This window comes from Tardiphaga sp. 37S4 (assembly GCF_021044645.1).
GTDB classification, from domain to species: domain Bacteria; phylum Pseudomonadota; class Alphaproteobacteria; order Rhizobiales; family Xanthobacteraceae; genus Tardiphaga; species Tardiphaga robiniae.
Window position 1 is genome coordinate 5134058 of the sequence record NZ_CP088008.1, and the last position, 16867, is coordinate 5150924.

The 16867-nt window shown below is 58.9% G+C and carries 18 protein-coding genes; 1 reads left to right on the forward strand and 17 read right to left on the reverse strand.

Features of this window, described 5'->3' with window-relative positions; all coding sequences use genetic code 11:
• Nucleotides 1–69: 69 nt before the first annotated feature.
• The 5 genes from LPB73_RS24290 to LPB73_RS24310 form a co-directional block, all read right to left on the reverse strand.
• On the reverse strand, nt 70–1077 hold the full coding sequence (locus tag LPB73_RS24290) for an SDR family NAD(P)-dependent oxidoreductase (protein ID WP_231078485.1): 1008 nt from the start codon (nt 1075–1077) through the stop codon (nt 70–72).
• A 5-nt stretch (nt 1078–1082) separates the two neighbouring features.
• The gene (locus LPB73_RS24295; RefSeq protein ID WP_231078486.1) at nt 1083–1733 is read right to left on the reverse strand and encodes a sugar transferase; all 651 of its coding nucleotides are present in this window, start codon (nt 1731–1733) and stop codon (nt 1083–1085) included.
• A gap of 56 nt (nt 1734–1789) precedes the next feature.
• Complete coding sequence (locus LPB73_RS24300; RefSeq protein WP_089266610.1) at nt 1790–2926, reverse strand: DegT/DnrJ/EryC1/StrS family aminotransferase; 1137 nt, start codon at nt 2924–2926, stop codon at nt 1790–1792.
• A 76-nt stretch (nt 2927–3002) separates the two neighbouring features.
• Nucleotides 3003–3725 carry a sugar phosphate nucleotidyltransferase gene (locus tag LPB73_RS24305; RefSeq protein ID WP_089266608.1) on the reverse strand — a complete coding sequence of 241 codons (723 nt, stop codon included), beginning with the start codon at nt 3723–3725 and terminating at the stop codon, nt 3003–3005.
• Nucleotides 3726–4282: 557 nt separating this feature from the next.
• Nucleotides 4283–5083 (reverse strand): LuxR C-terminal-related transcriptional regulator, encoded by an 801-nt coding sequence (locus LPB73_RS24310; RefSeq protein WP_231078487.1) that lies wholly within the window; start codon nt 5081–5083, stop codon nt 4283–4285.
• Nucleotides 5084–5725: 642 nt separating this feature from the next.
• On the opposite strand from LPB73_RS24310, the gene LPB73_RS24315 reads away from it, so the two are divergent.
• A complete protein-coding gene (locus tag LPB73_RS24315) occupies nt 5726–6409 on the forward strand; it encodes a LuxR C-terminal-related transcriptional regulator (RefSeq protein WP_184512786.1) in 684 nt (227 codons plus the stop codon).
• Between the two features lie 128 nt (nt 6410–6537).
• Here the strand turns inward: LPB73_RS24315 and LPB73_RS24320 are convergent, their stop codons facing one another.
• The 12 genes from LPB73_RS24320 to LPB73_RS24375 form a co-directional block, all read right to left on the reverse strand.
• Nucleotides 6538–6759: a helix-turn-helix domain-containing protein gene (locus tag LPB73_RS24320; RefSeq protein ID WP_349768815.1), complete on the reverse strand. Its 222-nt coding sequence runs from the start codon at nt 6757–6759 to the stop codon at nt 6538–6540.
• A gap of 40 nt (nt 6760–6799) precedes the next feature.
• The gene (locus LPB73_RS24325) at nt 6800–7711 is read right to left on the reverse strand and encodes a flagellin (protein WP_231078489.1); all 912 of its coding nucleotides are present in this window, start codon (nt 7709–7711) and stop codon (nt 6800–6802) included.
• Nucleotides 7712–7725: 14 nt separating this feature from the next.
• On the reverse strand, nt 7726–9495 hold the full coding sequence (gene flgK / locus LPB73_RS24330) for a flagellar hook-associated protein FlgK (RefSeq protein WP_231078490.1): 1770 nt from the start codon (nt 9493–9495) through the stop codon (nt 7726–7728).
• Between the two features lie 27 nt (nt 9496–9522).
• On the reverse strand, nt 9523–9981 hold the full coding sequence (locus LPB73_RS24335) for a flagellar protein FlgN (RefSeq protein WP_231078491.1): 459 nt from the start codon (nt 9979–9981) through the stop codon (nt 9523–9525).
• A 4-nt stretch (nt 9982–9985) separates the two neighbouring features.
• Nucleotides 9986–10270: a hypothetical protein gene (locus LPB73_RS24340; protein ID WP_231078492.1), complete on the reverse strand. Its 285-nt coding sequence runs from the start codon at nt 10268–10270 to the stop codon at nt 9986–9988.
• The gene (flgE, locus tag LPB73_RS24345) at nt 10267–11535 is read right to left on the reverse strand and encodes a flagellar hook protein FlgE (protein WP_231078493.1); all 1269 of its coding nucleotides are present in this window, start codon (nt 11533–11535) and stop codon (nt 10267–10269) included. Before flgE ends, LPB73_RS24340 begins: the two co-directional genes overlap by 4 nt.
• Nucleotides 11536–11556: 21 nt before the next feature.
• Nucleotides 11557–12219, reverse strand: coding sequence for a flagellar hook assembly protein FlgD (locus LPB73_RS24350; RefSeq protein WP_093757242.1), 663 nt, complete (start codon nt 12217–12219; stop codon nt 11557–11559).
• A gap of 345 nt (nt 12220–12564) precedes the next feature.
• Nucleotides 12565–12831 (reverse strand): hypothetical protein, encoded by a 267-nt coding sequence (locus LPB73_RS24355; RefSeq protein ID WP_120287834.1) that lies wholly within the window; start codon nt 12829–12831, stop codon nt 12565–12567.
• Nucleotides 12832–13024: 193 nt separating this feature from the next.
• On the reverse strand, nt 13025–13420 hold the full coding sequence (locus LPB73_RS24360) for a flagellar protein FliS (RefSeq protein WP_120287833.1): 396 nt from the start codon (nt 13418–13420) through the stop codon (nt 13025–13027).
• A gap of 2 nt (nt 13421–13422) precedes the next feature.
• Entirely contained in the window at nt 13423–15108 is a 1686-nt protein-coding gene (gene fliD, locus LPB73_RS24365; protein WP_120287832.1) for a flagellar filament capping protein FliD, read from the reverse strand.
• 64 nt (nt 15109–15172) lie between these two features.
• Entirely contained in the window at nt 15173–15997 is an 825-nt protein-coding gene (locus LPB73_RS24370) for a flagellin (protein WP_089266590.1), read from the reverse strand.
• Nucleotides 15998–16133: 136 nt separating this feature from the next.
• The gene (locus tag LPB73_RS24375) at nt 16134–16796 is read right to left on the reverse strand and encodes an RNA polymerase sigma factor (RefSeq protein WP_231078494.1); all 663 of its coding nucleotides are present in this window, start codon (nt 16794–16796) and stop codon (nt 16134–16136) included.
• Nucleotides 16797–16867 lie beyond the last annotated feature (71 nt).

The window sequence follows — 16867 nt, forward strand, 5'->3', positions numbered from 1 at the left end:
GTCTTGAGGAAGCGAGCAAGACAAGGGCGCCACAGCACAGGAGAGCTCGGGCATAACTTAGCCGGGCCATCATGTGATGAAATCCCTTTGCCGCCGGACTTGCTTTCCCGAAAGGCGATAACGCCACCAGTCAACTGTCCGCTCCAACCCTTCCCGCAGCGTGACCTGCGGTGACCATCCCGTTGCATGGACGAAACGGGTGCAATCAGCGAGCAACGCTCGCACTTCCGAATTTGTCGGTCGCAGACGTTTCTCATCCTGAAGCACAGGCTTTTCGCTGGAAGTAAGATCGACGATGACATCAATCAGGTCGCGGATCATGATCGCCCGCTGACTACCTGCGTTATATGGCTGGCCGTATTCGATGCCCTCGGCCAGTCCGGCAGCCATGAACGCGGCCGCGGTATCTGCAACGAATGTAAGGTCACGTACGGTTGTTGCATCTCCGATCATGATCGCGGGGCAGGAAGGATCTAACGCTTGCCGTATGATGGCAGCGATGATCGCCCTTTCGCTCTGTCGTGGCCCAAACGTATTGAATGGCCTGAGGATGACGACTGGCACGCCGAACGACTTCGCAAAAGCCCCTGCCATCATGTCCGCGGCTATTTTGGAAGCGGAATACGGCGATTGTCCCTGCAGCGGATGAGTTTCATCGATCGGCATTGTTATGGCTGTGCCGTAGACCTCGCTGGTCGACGTGTGAATGACCCGCTCGGTGCCGCACTGCCGCGCGGCCTCAAGCACATTCAAGGTGCCGAGCACGTTTGTTTCGACATAGGATTGCGCAGCGACGTAGGAATAGGGGATCGCGATCAGTGCCGCGAGATGAAAGACGATTTCGTGGCCGGGTACGAGACGACCGACGAAAGCCGCATCGCGGATGTCGCCGCGAACCAGGTTGACTTTCTTTCGGGTCGAATCCGGAAGGTCGTCCAGCCAACCATGGCTATCGAAGGAATTGTACTGGGCAAGAGCGGTAACGTTGGCCCCTGCCGAAACAAGCGCTTCGGTCAGGTGCGAGCCAATGAAACCGTCGGCTCCCGTGACGAGAATTCTGGCACCAAGGTAATTCATGGCCGTCAATGTCCGGTTTGTTGTTTAGATTCTCTCGATTGATTCTTCCGCGTGTATTCGGTCCACGATCCCACCGCGATTGCCCAGGCCGCACGAACAATCCAGCCGAGATCAGAAGCCAGTGTTCGGCGCGGGAAATAAGCGAGATCGATTTTCGCCTTGGTCGGGAACAGAACTTGTCGATAGAAATCCACAGCCGCAACGTCAGCGGGATAGAGCTTGCTTTCATGCCGAAACATGACCTGGCACGGACCAACAAGACCGGGCTTGTGGTCGAGAAGCTTCTCGAAGCCACCGTGAAAGCAGTCGAAGAATGCGAGCGATTCAGGCCGCGGTCCCACGAGCGCCATGTCGCCGCGCAAGACGTTCCAGAGTTGCGGTAACTCGTCCAGCTTGCTCGCGGCAAGGATGCGGCCAATCCTAGTCAGGCGGCCGTCTCCCTCCATTGTGAGCGGACATCCATGCCGGTCGCAATCCGGCCTGAACTTGCGAAATTTGTACATGCGGAACGGTCGTCCATTTTGCCCGAGACGAAGTTGCGAGAACAGAATCGGCCTTCCGCCTTCGATCCAGATAGCAAGTGCTACGATCAGGAAGAGAGGAGCGAGAGAGGCTGTCGCAGCACCGGCAAACAGAATGTCAAGGGCGCGCCGCAAGCCTACCTGCGTAGCAGGAGTTGACGCCAGGAGCTGGTTCGCTGCTCCGCGCATGGCTACGCGATTGCCCCTAATGGAAACTCTGTGCCAAGTGCGGCTGCAAGGGAATTCACTACCTGTTCCACGTCGGCCGGGTTCATCCGGGGGTGCAGCGGCAGCGTGAGCTCCCGTTGGGCAAACTCCTCGGTGCGCGGCAAGAACGTATCGGGATAGAGTTCTCTGTAGAATGTCAGGTGGTGGACGGCGGGATAGTGAATCGTAGTCTGTATGCCGCGCTTGCGTAGCCGATCGATCACAGGCTGCCGATCGGTTGCCGTCGGCAGGACGACCGGCATCAGATGGTGCGCCGATGGCCAAGGATTCGCGAAGGGTATCATCACCGCTGGGCAATGCTCCGCCATCAACTGACGATAGCACAGTGACAGGCGTCGCCTGGTGTCATTCCATTCCGGAAGTTTCTTGAGTTGGGCAAGGCCAACGGCAGCGCGCAAATCGTCCATACGATAGTTGAATCCGAGGATCGTAACATCGTAATCGGGACGACGACTGGTGAGGCGCTGTCGCGTGCTGCTTGTCATGCCATGAGACCGTGCTCGCTTGATGGTTTCCCTCAAAGCGCGGCTGCGGGCGATAATGGCGCCGCCCTCGGCGGTCGTCATGTTCTTGTTGCCGTAAAAGCTGAATGCTGCCGCCTCGCCATAGGTCCCCACTGCGGGCAGTCCGGGCGCATGAGCTGCATCCTCGATCAGGAGCAGGCCCTTGCGACGAGCGAAAGACTGCCAAGTGTCGCGATGCGCGAGGTAACCGGCGAAATGGACGAGAATAATCGCTTTTGTTCTCGATGTGCATTTGGCTTCAGCATCATCCAGCGACATCAACGGAATCTCGGCCGAATCGATATCGACGAAGACGGGGCGCGCCCCCACATAGAGAACGCTATTGGCCGTGGCGACGAAGGTCAGCGATGGAACGAGAACTTCGTCGCCCGGCCCAATGCCGAGCGCGTGCAGGATGAGGTGGAGGGCTGCCGTGCACGAGCCGACGGCGATCGAATCCTCGGCCTCATGAAGATGAGCGAACGCTTGTTCGAATTCCCGGACCCGGTCTCCCATCGTAACCCAGCCGCTCTCGATGACAGAGGCTAGGGCTGTTTGCTCGTCCGGACCCAGGACTGGCTCTGATACCAATAGCATGTGTTCATCTCCAATCCCGGATTCGGCGATACGTTTGAGATTGCACGAGCAGCAGCCGTGACATGCAGCGTCTTCGTCAGGCCGCGACGGTTGCCACGAATGCCGGGGGCGACTGCTCGTCCCATGCAATATCCTGAGCCTTGAGGAAGTCGTCCACCCGCCCGATGTCGAGCCACATGCCGTTGTGCTTGAATACGTTCACGGGTATTTCCTCTTCCAGCATCTGGGCCATCAGGTCGTCGAAGCCGAATGGAACACCTGACGGAATACGGTCCAGCACCGAGGGATCCATGCAGTAGATGCCCATACTCACGAGATGCGACAGTTCGGGCTTCTCGCGGAATCCGGTGACGCAACCGCCCGTCTCGTCGATCACGCCAAAGTCCATCTTGGTGGGGCGTGTGGCGGTGGCGATGGTGAGGGGACCTTGGTGTCGGCGATGACAGCTCACGAACTGACTGAGATTCAGGTCCGTGAGCACATCGCCGTTGAGGACCAGAAACGGCGTGTCGAGTTGTTCTCGCAAAAGTGACAGCGGGCCCATCGTTCCAAGCGGTTCCACTTCCTGCGTGTAAACGATCTGCATGTTCCACTGATTGCCGTCGCCGCAAACACTGCGAATAAGGTGGCCCAGATATCCAGTCGTGATGAAGACTTCTCTGATGCCATTTCGCCTGAGCCATTTGAGCAGGAGCTCGAGGACGGGCCGCGATCCGATCGGCATAAGCGGTTTCGGCAAGATGGACGTATGCGGACGCAAGCGCATTCCCTTTCCGCCGCATTGAATGACAGCCTTCATATTATCCTCCTGTGTTGCTGAAGCGCGCAATCGTTCATCATATCAACGCGACAGCCCGACCTGGTGTTGATGGCCAAACCGGAATGCCATTGACGAGAAAACTAGACGCTGACTATCCACGCGTCTTCGTGCGTTTGCATGAGATGTCGGAATGATAGTTGGATTGCACGCGAGCACTGTATTGCAGCGGCAAAGCTGCAGCTCGCAGTGGCGCATGATGGGACGAGACAGACCAAACCGGACTTCGGCTGCATCGCTGGCGCGCGATATCGCGAGGCCCGATTGACATCGCCGCGCTTGGAATGACGACGACAGCGCAACGAGCCGGCTTTTCAGAAAGCCTGTTAGAAACTGACGCCGGCATCCCTCACGCGCGCGAGCGACATCGCACTAACCGTTGCCCAAGATCGGTGGAATGATTTATTGAAGCGCGTCGCAAGAACACGCGCGATCGTCAGCGCCTCACGTATCCATGTTCGATCGTTCACCGGCGCGAGCGCCACGCTCCGACAACCACCGGTCGGCGCGACTTGCTCGCCTACGCCAACAATCGCTGACTATTTGCCGATTCGTGCCGCGCCGCAGATCTTTCCGTTGATGCCCTTACGGATCAGACCGTCGATGCGCGAGACCTCAATATGATTTGGCTCGTGGTTGATCACACCCAGTGGCACTGACGTCTCGTTTTTCTTGATCTCGGAGATCATCGCAACGGGATTTGAAAGCCGACCGTTCGAATCGCCAGCTAAAGGCGGAGAGTTGCTGTTTGCCGGTTCTGCCAGTGATCCGTTGTTCATCCCCCAAATCGCTGCCTGTGTCCGATTCTGGACTCGGAGCTTGCGAAGGATCGCCTTGACGTGGACTTTTACAGTTGCCTCGGCGATATGGATCGTTCGCGCGATGCTTTTGTTGGAGGCGCCTTCAATCAGGCAGTGCAAAATTGATTTTTCCCGCGGAGAAAGCTGCGGCGTGGTCATATCTTCTGTAGCGATAAGAATCGCCTGCGTCTTGTTTTGGTCGCGCGCGCCCGTCTCGCCCAGGTGACTGCCTTCGGGAGCAAGAACAGATGATAGAAATGCCGGAGGAAAGATCGTTTCACCCATCATTATCAGTTCGATGGATTTTATGAATACATCGCAGGTCATAACGTTGACAAAGTAGCCGTTGGCACCTGCCCGAAATGCAGAAGCCAGTTCGTCCATTCGATAATGATCGGCCACGATCGCAATGCGCCCGCCCGGATGATAGTCCCTGAAAAGTTCGATTTGTTCAATCGCGGCGTCAAAATCATCGCCGGTGTGAGCAATAAGAAGCAGGGGCTGGTGTGCTTGCGGTTGACCCGGGAGCAAATCATCCACGCTTGATACTGAGGCTAGGATACGAAAATTTGCTGAGCGTAAAATCCTGGCAAGACCTTCTCTGAGTAAAGTATTTTTCCCAACGAGAATTGTAAAAAAAGATTGTTGCCTCCGCATCGCGATCCTCCCAACCATACGCAACTGATTTAAAAAAAATTGAGCGATTGAAATTCAGCTCATTCTTGGTGATCTGTCGGCGGTTAAGCCCGCTTCTTCGGCAGAAATTTTGGCATTGGAATATTTTCAGTCGGCAAGAAACTCTGTCTTTTTAGAAGCATTTCGTCGTCGAATTGAAGACGCCTCCCTTCTCGTTTGCGACGATTTTATGAATGTTAGATGCGAATTCTCGATCTCCCTATATACCTTTAGTTATAGGCGATGGGCCGGTACTGAGGGATGTCGTTCATAATAGTAAACGGGGGAATCACCGCAGACTTCATAGAGGGAGTGCGTGCTTCGTCATACGGGACATCTATCCTTGAGTGACCATTTCAGATACGTCCACCCAAAGTTGTTACGCGTTTTCTTTGTTGCGTTGCGATGTAGCGTAACGAATTTGAGCCTCCAGAAAATTAGGCTAAGAAGGGAATATCCGGGGTTGCGTGGAGTTTAAGTTTTGGGGGGCTAGGCTGAGGACCGCCCATGCGTTGCACCAGTGTCGTGATCGCAGACCGCCATCCTGTGGTTCTGCAAGGTTTGACGAGCGTGCTTGAAGCGCAAAACGGCTTCAAGGTTGTCGCGTGCTGCAGCACTGGCCCGAGCTGTATCGAAGCGATTCGAAATTTAACGCCGGACATCGCCATTATAGACATCGAAATGCCAGGCCTGACCGGGCTGGAAATCGTTGCCATCGCCAACTCCGAGGGGCTTTCAACGCGGGTCGTCTTTTTCACCGCTGTCGTTGAAGATCGCCAACTGGCTCTATCGGCCGCCGCTGGCGCCTACGGTGTCATCCTGAAGGACATGCCGCTCGAACCCCTGGTGCAGTCCTTGCGGGAGATCGCGGCTGGCCAAAGGCTATTGCCGCTTCCCGCGGTCAATAACGTTATACCCTCCGAACAGAAGAGTATCGCGATCACGGAGAGTGTTCTGGCGGTGCTGACAGAGCGCGAGCGTCAGATCATGCGCCTGGTCTCTGAAGGGTTGTCGAACAAGGAAATTGGGCGGCGGCTGAATATTGCTGACGGCACCATCAAGCAACATCTCCATCACATCTATCAGAAGCTTGAAATCAACAACCGGACAGTGCTTGCGGCGCTTGCCATATCGCACAACGAACGTGGGGGCTTTCTTGAGGATCGGGCTCTGTCGGTTCATTGTGATTGAGCGTCTGCAGTCGCTGCTGACCCGTGCACCACTTCCCGCTGATACGGGCACTGATTGGCGCACAAGCCTCGTCGGCGACATCCACCTCGCCGCCATCGCGGAGGCCGAAAGGACCCTGATGCGTGGCTTCACCACCCTGCCCGACATCGGTGGGCCTTCTTCAGCAAATCGCTGAGGAACCTGCATTGCCAGTCGCGCGGCGCCAAGCCCCGCGGCAATCCGGTCGCAGCGGAAAAGATGCGGGTGAAGTGGCTTTGATCGGCAAAGCCACAAGCCTGTGCAACATCGGCCAACGGCATATCGGTCTTCATCAGAAGATTTCGGGCCAACTCGACGCGCTGGGACAGGATAACTTAGAAAGACGCATTTAGGGTCGCGCTCGCGTCCAAATCATCGCAGATAGCTCGCCAGGTTCAGGCTCTGAACCTTGGCAATCGCGGCATAGGATGCCGTAAGCTGGGCCTGATAGGTCGACAGTTTGGCGGTGACCGCTGCAACGTCGACACTGGTGAGATCGCTGCCGAGCGTCTGGGCATAGGATTGATACTCGGTCTGGTAGGCACTGGCCCGCTCGATTGAGGCCGATGCGTTGGATATCCGCGTCTGCACCACGCCAAGCTTGTCGATGGAATCGACTGCCAGATCGAGCGCCTCATTGAGCGTGTCGGTCGAAAGCGGCGAATTGCTCGCTACCAGATTCATGGCCCGTAGGATCTGCTCGAAAGCGGTATTGTCCGCCGTGACGCCGTAAGAGACCGTCTGATTGTCCGAGACGCGTACAGCGCCGAGCTGGCTGTCGCCCTGATAGTAGTTGGTGTCTGCGGTGGACGGCGACGATGCTGCGGCATAGGTCGCGCTCGATATATCCACCGGCGCGGTTTTGGTGGCAGAACCGCCGAACAGATAGCCGCCGTTGTATTGCGTGTTGAGCAGCGACGCCATCTGCTCCAGCATGTTCTTCGCGGTCTCTGTCACGCTGGCTGCGTCCGTGCTCGAAGCGCTCGATGCGCTGGTCAGCAAGGTCCGGAACTGCGTCACCAGATCAGACACCGAATTGACGGCCGAGTACATCACCTGGATCTTGCTGTTGGTCTGCGTGGCGGCATCGATATAGGACTGCGCCCGGGTCACCGAGACCTGAAGATTGAGCACCTGCTGCGCCGATGACCCCAACCCGCCAAAATCCGACGAGATCAGCCCCGAAGCCTCCTGGATCTGCTGATTGGCCATGGTGCTTTGCGTGCGCAAAGCGGATGCGATCATCTGGTCGTTAATCGCAAAGGTGGCAACGCGCATCTGCATCAAGTCGGTTCCCGTCAGCTCGCGCTCTGCACGGCGGTGAGCAGCGATGAGAACATCTCGTTGATGACCTGCATGAGCTGCGACGCGGCCGTATACTGATTCTGCAATGTGCTGATCTTCGCGGTTTCTTCGTCGAGATTGACGCCCGACTGCGACGCCAGCGCATTGGCAAATGACGATTGTGCCGTCGACTTTGATGTATAGGTCGTGGCCGCGAGCGTTGCCTTCGACGCGACATTGGCGATGACCGTGGCCGCGTAGTCCGCAAACGAACCGGTCGATGACCCGAGCCCACCAGACGCGCCAAAGGTACGGGAATCCGTGAGTGCCGCGTAGATCGCATCGACCACGTCGGTCGCGCCGGCGGTGAGTACCTTGGTGCCCGTCGTCAGCGTTGCCGATGCATCGAGGATCGAGACGGCGAACAAACCTGAATTGGCCAGGATGTCGCTGCGCACGGCGATGTTGGATGCCCCGGTTCCGGTCACGAGGTCATTGAGGCCGAGATAGTCGGACAGGCCGATTCCGCTGCTGCCGACGGCGCTCGTCATCTCATTGATGGCGACCCCGTTGCTGCTGCTGGAACTGGCGATCACCACCTTCCCGCTGGCATTGAACGATGCGCTGAGGCCGGAAATGCCGTTGATGGCCGAGACCAGGTCGCCCACCGTCGCATAGGTCGACAGGTCGAGATCGGCATAGGACACCAGACTTCCCGACTGGTCGGCAACGGCAATGCGGACCGTTCCGGTCGCATCCAGCGCAATCGCCGCCGTGACCGTCGTGGTGCCGGTCAGCGTCGTTGGCGGCGGCAACGACGTGCCCTGATTGCTTGCGGCATTCAGGGTGTCTGCCAGCGTATTGGCAAGCTGGTCGAGCTGCGACTGCGCTGCGGGCAAGACGCTATCGCGCAGGCTGAGCAAAGAGCCGATTTCGCCAGATGTGATCTGCGCAGTGACATCGACGCCGTTGACGGAAATGCCGCTGAGCCCGCTGGACGAACCGGCCGAGTAGCTGGCATTAGCCGTAACGGATGATGCCGCCGTGAAGCTAAGCAGATGCGCGCTGTTGTCCACGAGCGTCTGGCCTGACGCCGTATAAACCTGCATATCCCCCGTCGATGAAATGAAATAGCTGACATTCATCTTCGACGCGACGGTCTGCAGCGCGACATTGCGCTGATCCTCGAGATCGCCCGTCGATTGGCCAGCGGCCGCCGCCTGTTTGATCTGGGCGTTCAAACTGGCGATGGCCTGCAGGCTGGCATTGACCTGATCGACATCGGAGGAAATCGCGGCATCGGCAGTGCCGCGCAGTTGCTGAATTCCCGAAGACGTCTCGCGCAATTGCGATGCGAGGCTATCAAGCGTACTCACCACATTGGCTTGCAGCGAGGCACTGCTGGTCGTGCCGGCGAGCGACGATATGGCGGATTCCAGCGATGCCAGCGTGTTCGCGATCGAAGTTCCGGTGTCTTCTGCACCGGTCGTGCTGCCATACAGTGCCTGCAGCCGGTTGAGATAGTCGTTGTTGGTGTTGGCTGCGCCGAGTTCCGAGGTTGCAGAGATCAGGGACTTGAACAGCAATTTGTCGACGCTGCTGGTGATCCCGGTGATCGACACGCCGGTCCCGGCGCCGCCACTGGTGGTCGCGACCTGATTGGCGGTCTTGACCGTGTAGCCGGTGGTGTCAGCATTCGAAATATTCGACGAGGCGACGCTGATCTGGACCTGACTGGCCATCAGGCTACTGACGGCGATGCTGCGGGCTATCTCCAGCGACACGGTGGCGACCTCATATTACGACTTGGTTCAGATTCGCACGTTGCGTGCGTAGGATGCCGACTGCGCATTGATGCGACCATTGGCGCCGTAGGGCGCGCTGTCGGATATCTGCTCCCGAATCGCGGCCATCACGGCGTCGATGCGGCGCTGGCTGGCCTCGATCGCGGCGCGCAGGCGGGTAACATTCTCGTCCATCGCGACGCTGAGCTGTTCGAGCCGGGTGAGGACGCGCGCCTGCAGCTGGCGATCGCTGGTGCCAAGCAGCATGTTCTTGCGACCGACTTCCTTGACCCAGGCCTCGAACAACTCCGAAAGCTCCAGCTTGATCGCCGTGTGCTGCGACTGCGAGGCCGGCAGCCCCATCGCCAGAGCGATATTCTCTTCGGTCACGACGTCGATCAGGCGTTCGATTAGTTCGACCAGATCCTCGAGGCGGGATCCGTCATCGGCGCTCGCTGGCTGCAGCGGCGGGCTTCGAGTCATCATGTGGCTACTCCGTGATCGATAGATGGGGCGCGGCTGCCGTGGCGTGCCGTCCGAGCGAGGCTATCCGTGAATATGCCGTCGCTGCTTTGCTGCGCGCGCCAGCGATGTTGAGTTTCTGCGCGAGCGCGTCGCGGCGCTGCTGCAAAGTGGTACGCAGCGTGCTGAGATCGCCCTGCAGCGCCAGGATCATGCGCCGATCGCCACGATCGATCTGCTGCGCGGCGGCCAGCAACCGGTCAAGTCGCCGCAATAGCGCGTCATCGTCTGCCTCGGCCACCATCGCGGTCATCTCATGCTTGAGATCAGGGTATCGAACATCTTGTTGACGGCGGTGATCACCTGCGACGCAGCCGAATAGGCCTGCTGCGCGGAGATCATGCTGCTGAACTGCTCGTTGGTATCGGTGGTGCTGGATTCCAGCTCACTGCCAAAAATGGTGCCGGCGCCGTTGGTGCCGGATTCCTGCAACGCAGCCGTTCCCGATTCTGCCGTCGCCGAATAGAGCCCGTTGCTCTGGGCCTCCAACTGATCCGCAGCGGCAAAGGTCGCCACCGGGATCTTGTAGATCGCGATGGTCTGGCCGTTCGAATATGTGGCGTTGACGATGCCGCTGTCGCCGACCGAGATGTTGCTTAGCTTTCCGAACGCCAGACCATCGGACTCGATGCGGGTAATATTGACCGCAGGCGTGGATAGGCCGGAGGCATATTGCGTCAGCCCATCGGTGCCGCCTACGGTGCCGAGGTTGAGCGTAATGTTGCTGTCCGCCGCCCCTGTGGTCCAGCCAGTGATCGCCAGCGTTGCCGGACTGGGATTGGTGCTGGCCAGCGAACCGTCGGTATTGAAAGAAACCGACACGGTGCTGGTCGGGGCTGCCGCGGTTGTCGTCGTCGAATCCGACGACAACGTCGGCTGGCCGAAGCTGGCGCTCCAAGTATTATCCGCAGTCTTAGCCCAGGTCACCTGGATCGAGCTCGATGTTCCCAGCGAATCGTAGACCGACATCGACGTAGTGAACGTATCGCCGACCGCGGCATCCGCCGGCAGATTGGCCGAGAAGGTGGTGGTCGCTGTCGCGCTACCGCTGGTCTGCGCCACACTCGTGTCGATTGCCGTGAGATTTCCGCTGCTGGCGCTGCCAATAACATTGCCGGCCGCATCGGTGCGCCAACCCAGAAGATAGGCGCCGTTATTGACGAGATAGCCGTCAGAATCCGTAGTGAACCCGCCGTTGCGCGTGTAGAGCGTCGAGCCGCCGGTCAGCGACGTCGTCACCGGAAAGAAGCCGTTACCCTGGATCGCGATGTTGGTGGAGGTCGACGTTGTCGTCAGCAGGCCCTGCGTCGTGATATTGGACTTCGAGAGCGTCGTCACGCCGCCGGACGAATAGGCCGATGCGCTGGACGAACCCGTCACCAGCGACTCGAACGATGCCGAGTTTGTCTTGTAGCCGACCGTCGATGAGTTTGCGATATTGTCGGAAATCATCGCCAGAGCCGAGCTCTGGGCGTTAAGAGCGGAGATGGCTGAAGACAGCGCGCCGGATAGACTCATAATCAGTACTCCAAAGTAAACTCAGGAAGTGACGCCGATGACGTTGCTGGTGCTCACAGACGTGCTCCCGATATTGAGCATCGGGGTGCCGGACGAGTTGTCGATCGAGGTCACCTTTCCGGTGACGGTCGTGTAGCCGTAGACAGACTGACCAGTGCTATCGGTGGCCGAGACGTTGAGCGTGTACTGGCCCCCGTCGGTCAGCTGAGTGCCGTCCGTCGCCGTGCCGTCCCAGGTGAAGCTGTTGGTGCCCGAGGTCGTGGTTCCACTGCCGGTCCACACCGTGTTGCCGGATGAATCCTTGACGCTCAGCGTGACATCGGAGGCGGCGGACTCGAGCGAATAGCCAAACGAGATCTGGCCATCCTTCAGCGTGCCGGTGTCGGTTTTGGCGGTAACAGTCTGGCCGATATAGTTCGACGAGTTCAGCGTGAGCAGGCTGTTGAGCGACGACACCAGCGTGCCCATATTGCTGTTCAACGTCTGCTGCTGATCGAAGTTGGCGTAGGATGTGAGCTGATTGATGAAGTCGGTCGAATTGGTCGGGTCGAGCGGATTCTGGTTCTGCAACTCGGTCACCAGCAGGTTCAGAAATTGCTGCGACGTAATGGCCGAGGTCACCGACGAGGACGACGCCGTCGAGGCAGTCGTGGTCGTGGTTGACGTCGTTGCAGCTACAGTCATGGCGTGCTCCGGCGGTATCCGCGCGCGTAGCGCTGCGGAATTGCGTCAGTGAGAAGAGTGCTCGTGAAGTCCGTTCCTTATTGAAACGGGTGGTCTCGGCCGTTCAGGCAAAGATTCTTTGCAGGCTGCTCCGGCCCGCGAGCCATCACGCCCCGTTACAAGAAAGCGCTGTGCCGCGGGGGTTTTCTGAAATTTTTTGGCGCGAGCTATTGGCGCTCAGGCGCGGCAAAAATTGCCCGCTGGGACGGCCGAGGGAGGTTTGTAGACGGCCGAAACGGGAAGCAGTCGCGCACGGAATTGTCCGCAGCACTGGCGGGATTAGAGCGACCGCAGCGGAAGCGTCAGCTACTTGCTGTCAGACTTGGTTGCCGGCTTCGCGGGAACCACATCGGATTGCCGAGCTTTCTGCATAATCCGGTCTACCAAGCCATCCGGCGCGTGCACGACGCCCGATGGCAGGGCACGGCGCAGCAATTGCGCCTCGGCCATCGCCGCACGCGCCTGCTCCGACGTCCGCAGCAATGCGAGCGCGGCGTCCCGTCGGTTATCTGGCCAGGTTGACACGTCTTCACCGTGCCGACCCAACAGGTCTTCAAACTCGGGAATGTCCATTCTGGAAACTCGCCCGGCACGCACCTGATCGTACGTTGCATGTCAGCCCTCGCTCGGACTGGCACGCCAGCGTCCTAAGGCAGACCGGGCCGCGAGGCAATGCTGCCCCGACTTTTCAACCACAAAAAGACATCGAACGATCCTAAACTCTGCAGGTGCAATGAATTCACCGTGCCCGCCGGTGTCGATCTGATCAGGCGGGCTTCGCGGCACTCCGGGCGACGACAATCCAGGCGTCACGAAGCTCGGTCAGGCTCGCAATGATCCGGCCATAGCACTGCGCCGCGTTCGGCTGCCCGAACGACCGCAGGCAGGCCATGATCAGCGTATGATAAGTGGTGTGCAGGCCCTCCGCGACCTCGCCTCCGCGATCGAAATTCAGGTTATGGCTCAGCCCGCGCAGGATGGCAGTCGCCCGGATCATCAGATCGTGGCTCTCCTCGAATTTCTTCTCCTCGGACGCCGTCACCGATTTCTGCAATGCCGTAATCGCCCCATCGATCATCATGACCACCGCCCGCAACGGCGGCACCGCGACCGCCGCCTGTCGATAGGCCTGGGCGGCCTGAAAATTCGCTTGATGCTGCATGACTAATCACTCGACGCGTTGAGAAGGGCGGACAGATAATCCAGGGTGGAATTGGCCGACGAGATCGCCGACTGATATTTGGCGTATTGGGTGGTCAGCATTGTACGATAGATCGCGGCGCGCTCGTTGATGTCATCGATCTGCTGCTGCATCCGGTCATCCTGGGATTGTAAATTGGTGATCAGATCCTGCAGTGAACCGCTGGTCTTGTTCGATGCGGCACTCGAGATCGCGTTGATCTGCGCCGCAATCCCGATGGTCGACGTGATGGTCACCGATGCCGATGACGTACTGCTGTAGCTGAAGGCCATGCCGGAATAGATCGTGCCGGCCTTTCCGATGATCGTTCGGCCGGACACGGTAAACAGCGAACTGTCTCCCCCCACCGAGACCGACAATGCACCGGAGCTATCGACCGCAATATCCATCACGAAGGACGATGGCGGCGATGAACTTGTATTGACAACCGCGAGCGCCGCCGACGAACTCGTGGTCTTGGTGGCGAGGAGCGCGATGACACCGTCAATATTGTCGGCCAGGGTTGTGGCGAGCGTGCTCGTATCGAGCACAAGATCGTTCGTGTCCGAGAACGACAGGCCGAGATCGCTCATCGACAGATCGCCCACGATGGAGTTCAGGACCTGCTCCATCTGCGTCGTGACGCTACGCATGGTGCCGTCGCCGAACAGCACCGCACTCGTGTCTGCGGTTCCACTCGACGACAGCGTCTGCTGCGTGGTTACGTAGTCGCGCACAGCGTTGTAGGACGTGACGAATTGCTGCAATGCAGTCTGGATCGAACTTGTATCGACATCGATGCTGATCTTGACTGTCGATCCCGATGGCGTGCTTTGCAGCAGACTAAAGGAGACGCCGCTCAGTACGTCTGTGATGTTATTGGTGTCGCGCGTCAGCGTAATGCCGTCGACGCTGAAAATTGCGGGCTGCGATTCCTGCAGCACGTCGGTGAACGCGCCGGAACTATCTGTCACGCCCAAGGTCGTGAGCACATCGTCGCCCGACACGACACTGGTGGTGATATCCGCATTATCCTTGGTTGCAGACAGGATCATCTCGTACTGATTGCTCGAGATCTGGATGATCGAGGCCTGGACGTTCGTCGTGGACGTCTGTGCATTGATCGTATCGACGAGATCCTCCAGCGTCATCCCGCTGGTGACCGAGATATCGGCACTGGTGCCGCCTTCCAGGCCGATCGAGAAAGTGCCGGTCAGACCGAGATCCGCGCTCTTGTCGGCGACGGCGGTGCCGATCACCTTGTGGGCTGTGGCGATCTGGGTCACCGTGAGCGTGTGATCGCCGGTCGCCGCGCCGTTGCTGATGGCCATCGAGACGGCAGAACTGGCGCTGACGTCGCCAGTGGATGTAATGGTCGCCGATCGCGCTCCATAAGCACTCGACGACAGTGAATTGACGATCGACTTGGAGAGCGAGGTCGTGTCGGTCGTCAGCGTCGTAAGCAGCGTCTGCAACTGCTGATAGGCCGAGATCTTGGCCTCATTCGCGGTGATACTGGTCTGGATCGTGGTCGCGGCTGCCGTCTTGGTGGCAACCTGCGCCTCGATCAAGGCGTCCCAATCGACGCTGGTCGTCGTCTTCGTGCCGGAGGTGGTCGTCGCCAAGGCCGCGGTTGCTGCCGCGGAAGTCGAACTCGTCACCGTCGCCATGCCACCTTACTTTCCTGCACGAGAGTGCGAGCCGGCGTTGCCGCCGGCTCGCGATTGCTGCGGCTTAGCCGAGCAGCTTCAGCAGATATTGCGGCATCTGGTTCGCCGACGATTCTGCGGCGACCGCAGCCTGCACCTTGACCTGCGAAGACGACAGCTTGGCCTGCTCGGCTGCGATGTCGACGTCGGTGATCGCGGAATTAGCGGCCTGCAGGTTCTGGGACTGCGTCGAGATCGAGCTGGCGCTGAAATTGAAGCGCGATTCCTGCGCACCGATCGTCGCGCGGGCGGCGGAGACCGTATCGATGGCAGTGTCGAGCGCGTCGATGGCTGCAGTGGCGCCGGCCTGCGTGCTGACATCGAGCGTATCGACACCCAACGTGGCAGAGGTGAGATCGTCGAGTTTCACGGTGATCGTATCGGCCGACGTCGAGCCTACCAGAACGGACGCACCCGCGGCGAATGCGCTGGTACCATCCAGCAGGCTCTGCCCGCTATAGCGCGTGCCGGTCGCGATACTGTCAATCTGATCGCTCAATGCGGTAAATTCCGAATTGAGATAGGCGCGACTACTGTCGGTCACCGTCGCCGAGGAGGACTGCGATGCCAGCGACTTCATACGCGAGAGAATGTCGCTGATGTTCGAGGCGCCGCCATCCGCTGTCTGCAGGATCGAGGTCGCCTGTGAGGCGTTGGTTGCGGCCTGCTGCAGCGTGGTGACGTCGGATGAAATGCGCGTCGAAATCGCGAGACCGGCGGCGTCGTCGGATGCCTGGGTGATCTTCGAGCCGCTCGACAGCTTTGAGAGTGAGCTCGACATCTGCGACGAGTTGATATTCAGGTAACGGACTGCAGAATTGGCCGCGGTGTTGGTTGAAATAACGGGCATTAAATTGCTCCTTGAATGTGGCCGCGGATGCGGACCGATCGGGGACCTCTGGACGCAGGCCAGCCCCCGTCCATTCGCTAAACGGAATGGCCCTCACAATTCAGGCGCGGTTTATTTCGAGACCGGATATTTATGGTTAGCAATCGCTTAACGAGTGCAGGATGTCCGGCTCGTGGCGGCGCAAGATTTCGCGCAGCTGCTGCCGCCCGCGCTTGAGCAGCGACTCGACCGCGGACACAGTCGTGTTCATGACTTCGGCAATGTCGCCATTGCACATGTTTTCATGGTAGGACAGGATCACTGCGACACGTTGCTGCTCAGGCAGACGTTGCATCGCCGTCTCCAGCAATTTCGCCACTTCATCACGCTGCATCGTACTGAACGCATCGGGCTTGATGTCGGCTGGCTCCGGCACGGCATCGACATTGTCGGTACGTGGCCGACGATGCAGGTCGATGCAGCGATTGGTGACAACGCGGTAGAGCCACGTCGAGAATTTTGCGCGGCCGTGCTCCCATTGCCCGCGATGCGTCCAGACCTTCAGCATCGTGTCCTGCACCACATCCTCGGCATCGGCGCGACTGCCGAGAAGCCGAAGCGCAACGCCAAACGCACGATCGATATGACGCTCGACAAGACATCTGAATGCCATCTCGTCATTTGCGGCTAATCTGTCCAGCAGCTCTTCGTCACTATCGCCCGCGGGCTCGCACGCGTCGAGCATCAGAGAATCCTCCGCAGCTTCGAGCTGCACCGGCATTGTTTCGACAGCGTCTGCAATCTGGAGCGCGTACGTCATGCCCTTCTCCCATTTCTCCGCCGACAAACGGCCGTTCTGGTCGACCTCTCACTCTTGAACGGGTGACGCGC

Excerpts from the sequence above, each read along its gene's own strand:
- LPB73_RS24350 (WP_093757242.1), bottom strand. The coding sequence starts at position 12,219 with ATGACTGTAGCTGCAACGACGTCAACCACGACCACGACTGCCTCGACG.
- LPB73_RS24300 (WP_089266610.1), bottom strand. The coding sequence starts at position 2,926 with ATGCTATTGGTATCAGAGCCAGTCCTGGGTCCGGACGAGCAAACAGCC.
- LPB73_RS24340 (WP_231078492.1), bottom strand. The coding sequence starts at position 10,270 with ATGACCGCGATGGTGGCCGAGGCAGACGATGACGCGCTATTGCGGCGA.
- LPB73_RS24375 (WP_231078494.1), bottom strand. The coding sequence starts at position 16,796 with ATGACGTACGCGCTCCAGATTGCAGACGCTGTCGAAACAATGCCGGTG.
- LPB73_RS24325 (WP_231078489.1), bottom strand. The coding sequence starts at position 7,711 with ATGCAGATGCGCGTTGCCACCTTTGCGATTAACGACCAGATGATCGCA.
- LPB73_RS24360 (WP_120287833.1), bottom strand. The coding sequence starts at position 13,420 with ATGCAGCATCAAGCGAATTTTCAGGCCGCCCAGGCCTATCGACAGGCG.
- flgE (WP_231078493.1), bottom strand. The coding sequence starts at position 11,535 with ATGAGTCTATCCGGCGCGCTGTCTTCAGCCATCTCCGCTCTTAACGCC.
- LPB73_RS24305 (WP_089266608.1), bottom strand. The coding sequence starts at position 3,725 with ATGAAGGCTGTCATTCAATGCGGCGGAAAGGGAATGCGCTTGCGTCCG.
- fliD (WP_120287832.1), bottom strand. The coding sequence starts at position 15,108 with ATGGCGACGGTGACGAGTTCGACTTCCGCGGCAGCAACCGCGGCCTTG.
- LPB73_RS24370 (WP_089266590.1), bottom strand. The coding sequence starts at position 15,997 with ATGCCCGTTATTTCAACCAACACCGCGGCCAATTCTGCAGTCCGTTAC.
- LPB73_RS24315 (WP_184512786.1), top strand. The coding sequence starts at position 5,726 with ATGCGTTGCACCAGTGTCGTGATCGCAGACCGCCATCCTGTGGTTCTG.
- LPB73_RS24355 (WP_120287834.1), bottom strand. The coding sequence starts at position 12,831 with ATGGACATTCCCGAGTTTGAAGACCTGTTGGGTCGGCACGGTGAAGAC.
- LPB73_RS24335 (WP_231078491.1), bottom strand. The coding sequence starts at position 9,981 with ATGATGACTCGAAGCCCGCCGCTGCAGCCAGCGAGCGCCGATGACGGA.
- LPB73_RS24290 (WP_231078485.1), bottom strand. The coding sequence starts at position 1,077 with ATGAATTACCTTGGTGCCAGAATTCTCGTCACGGGAGCCGACGGTTTC.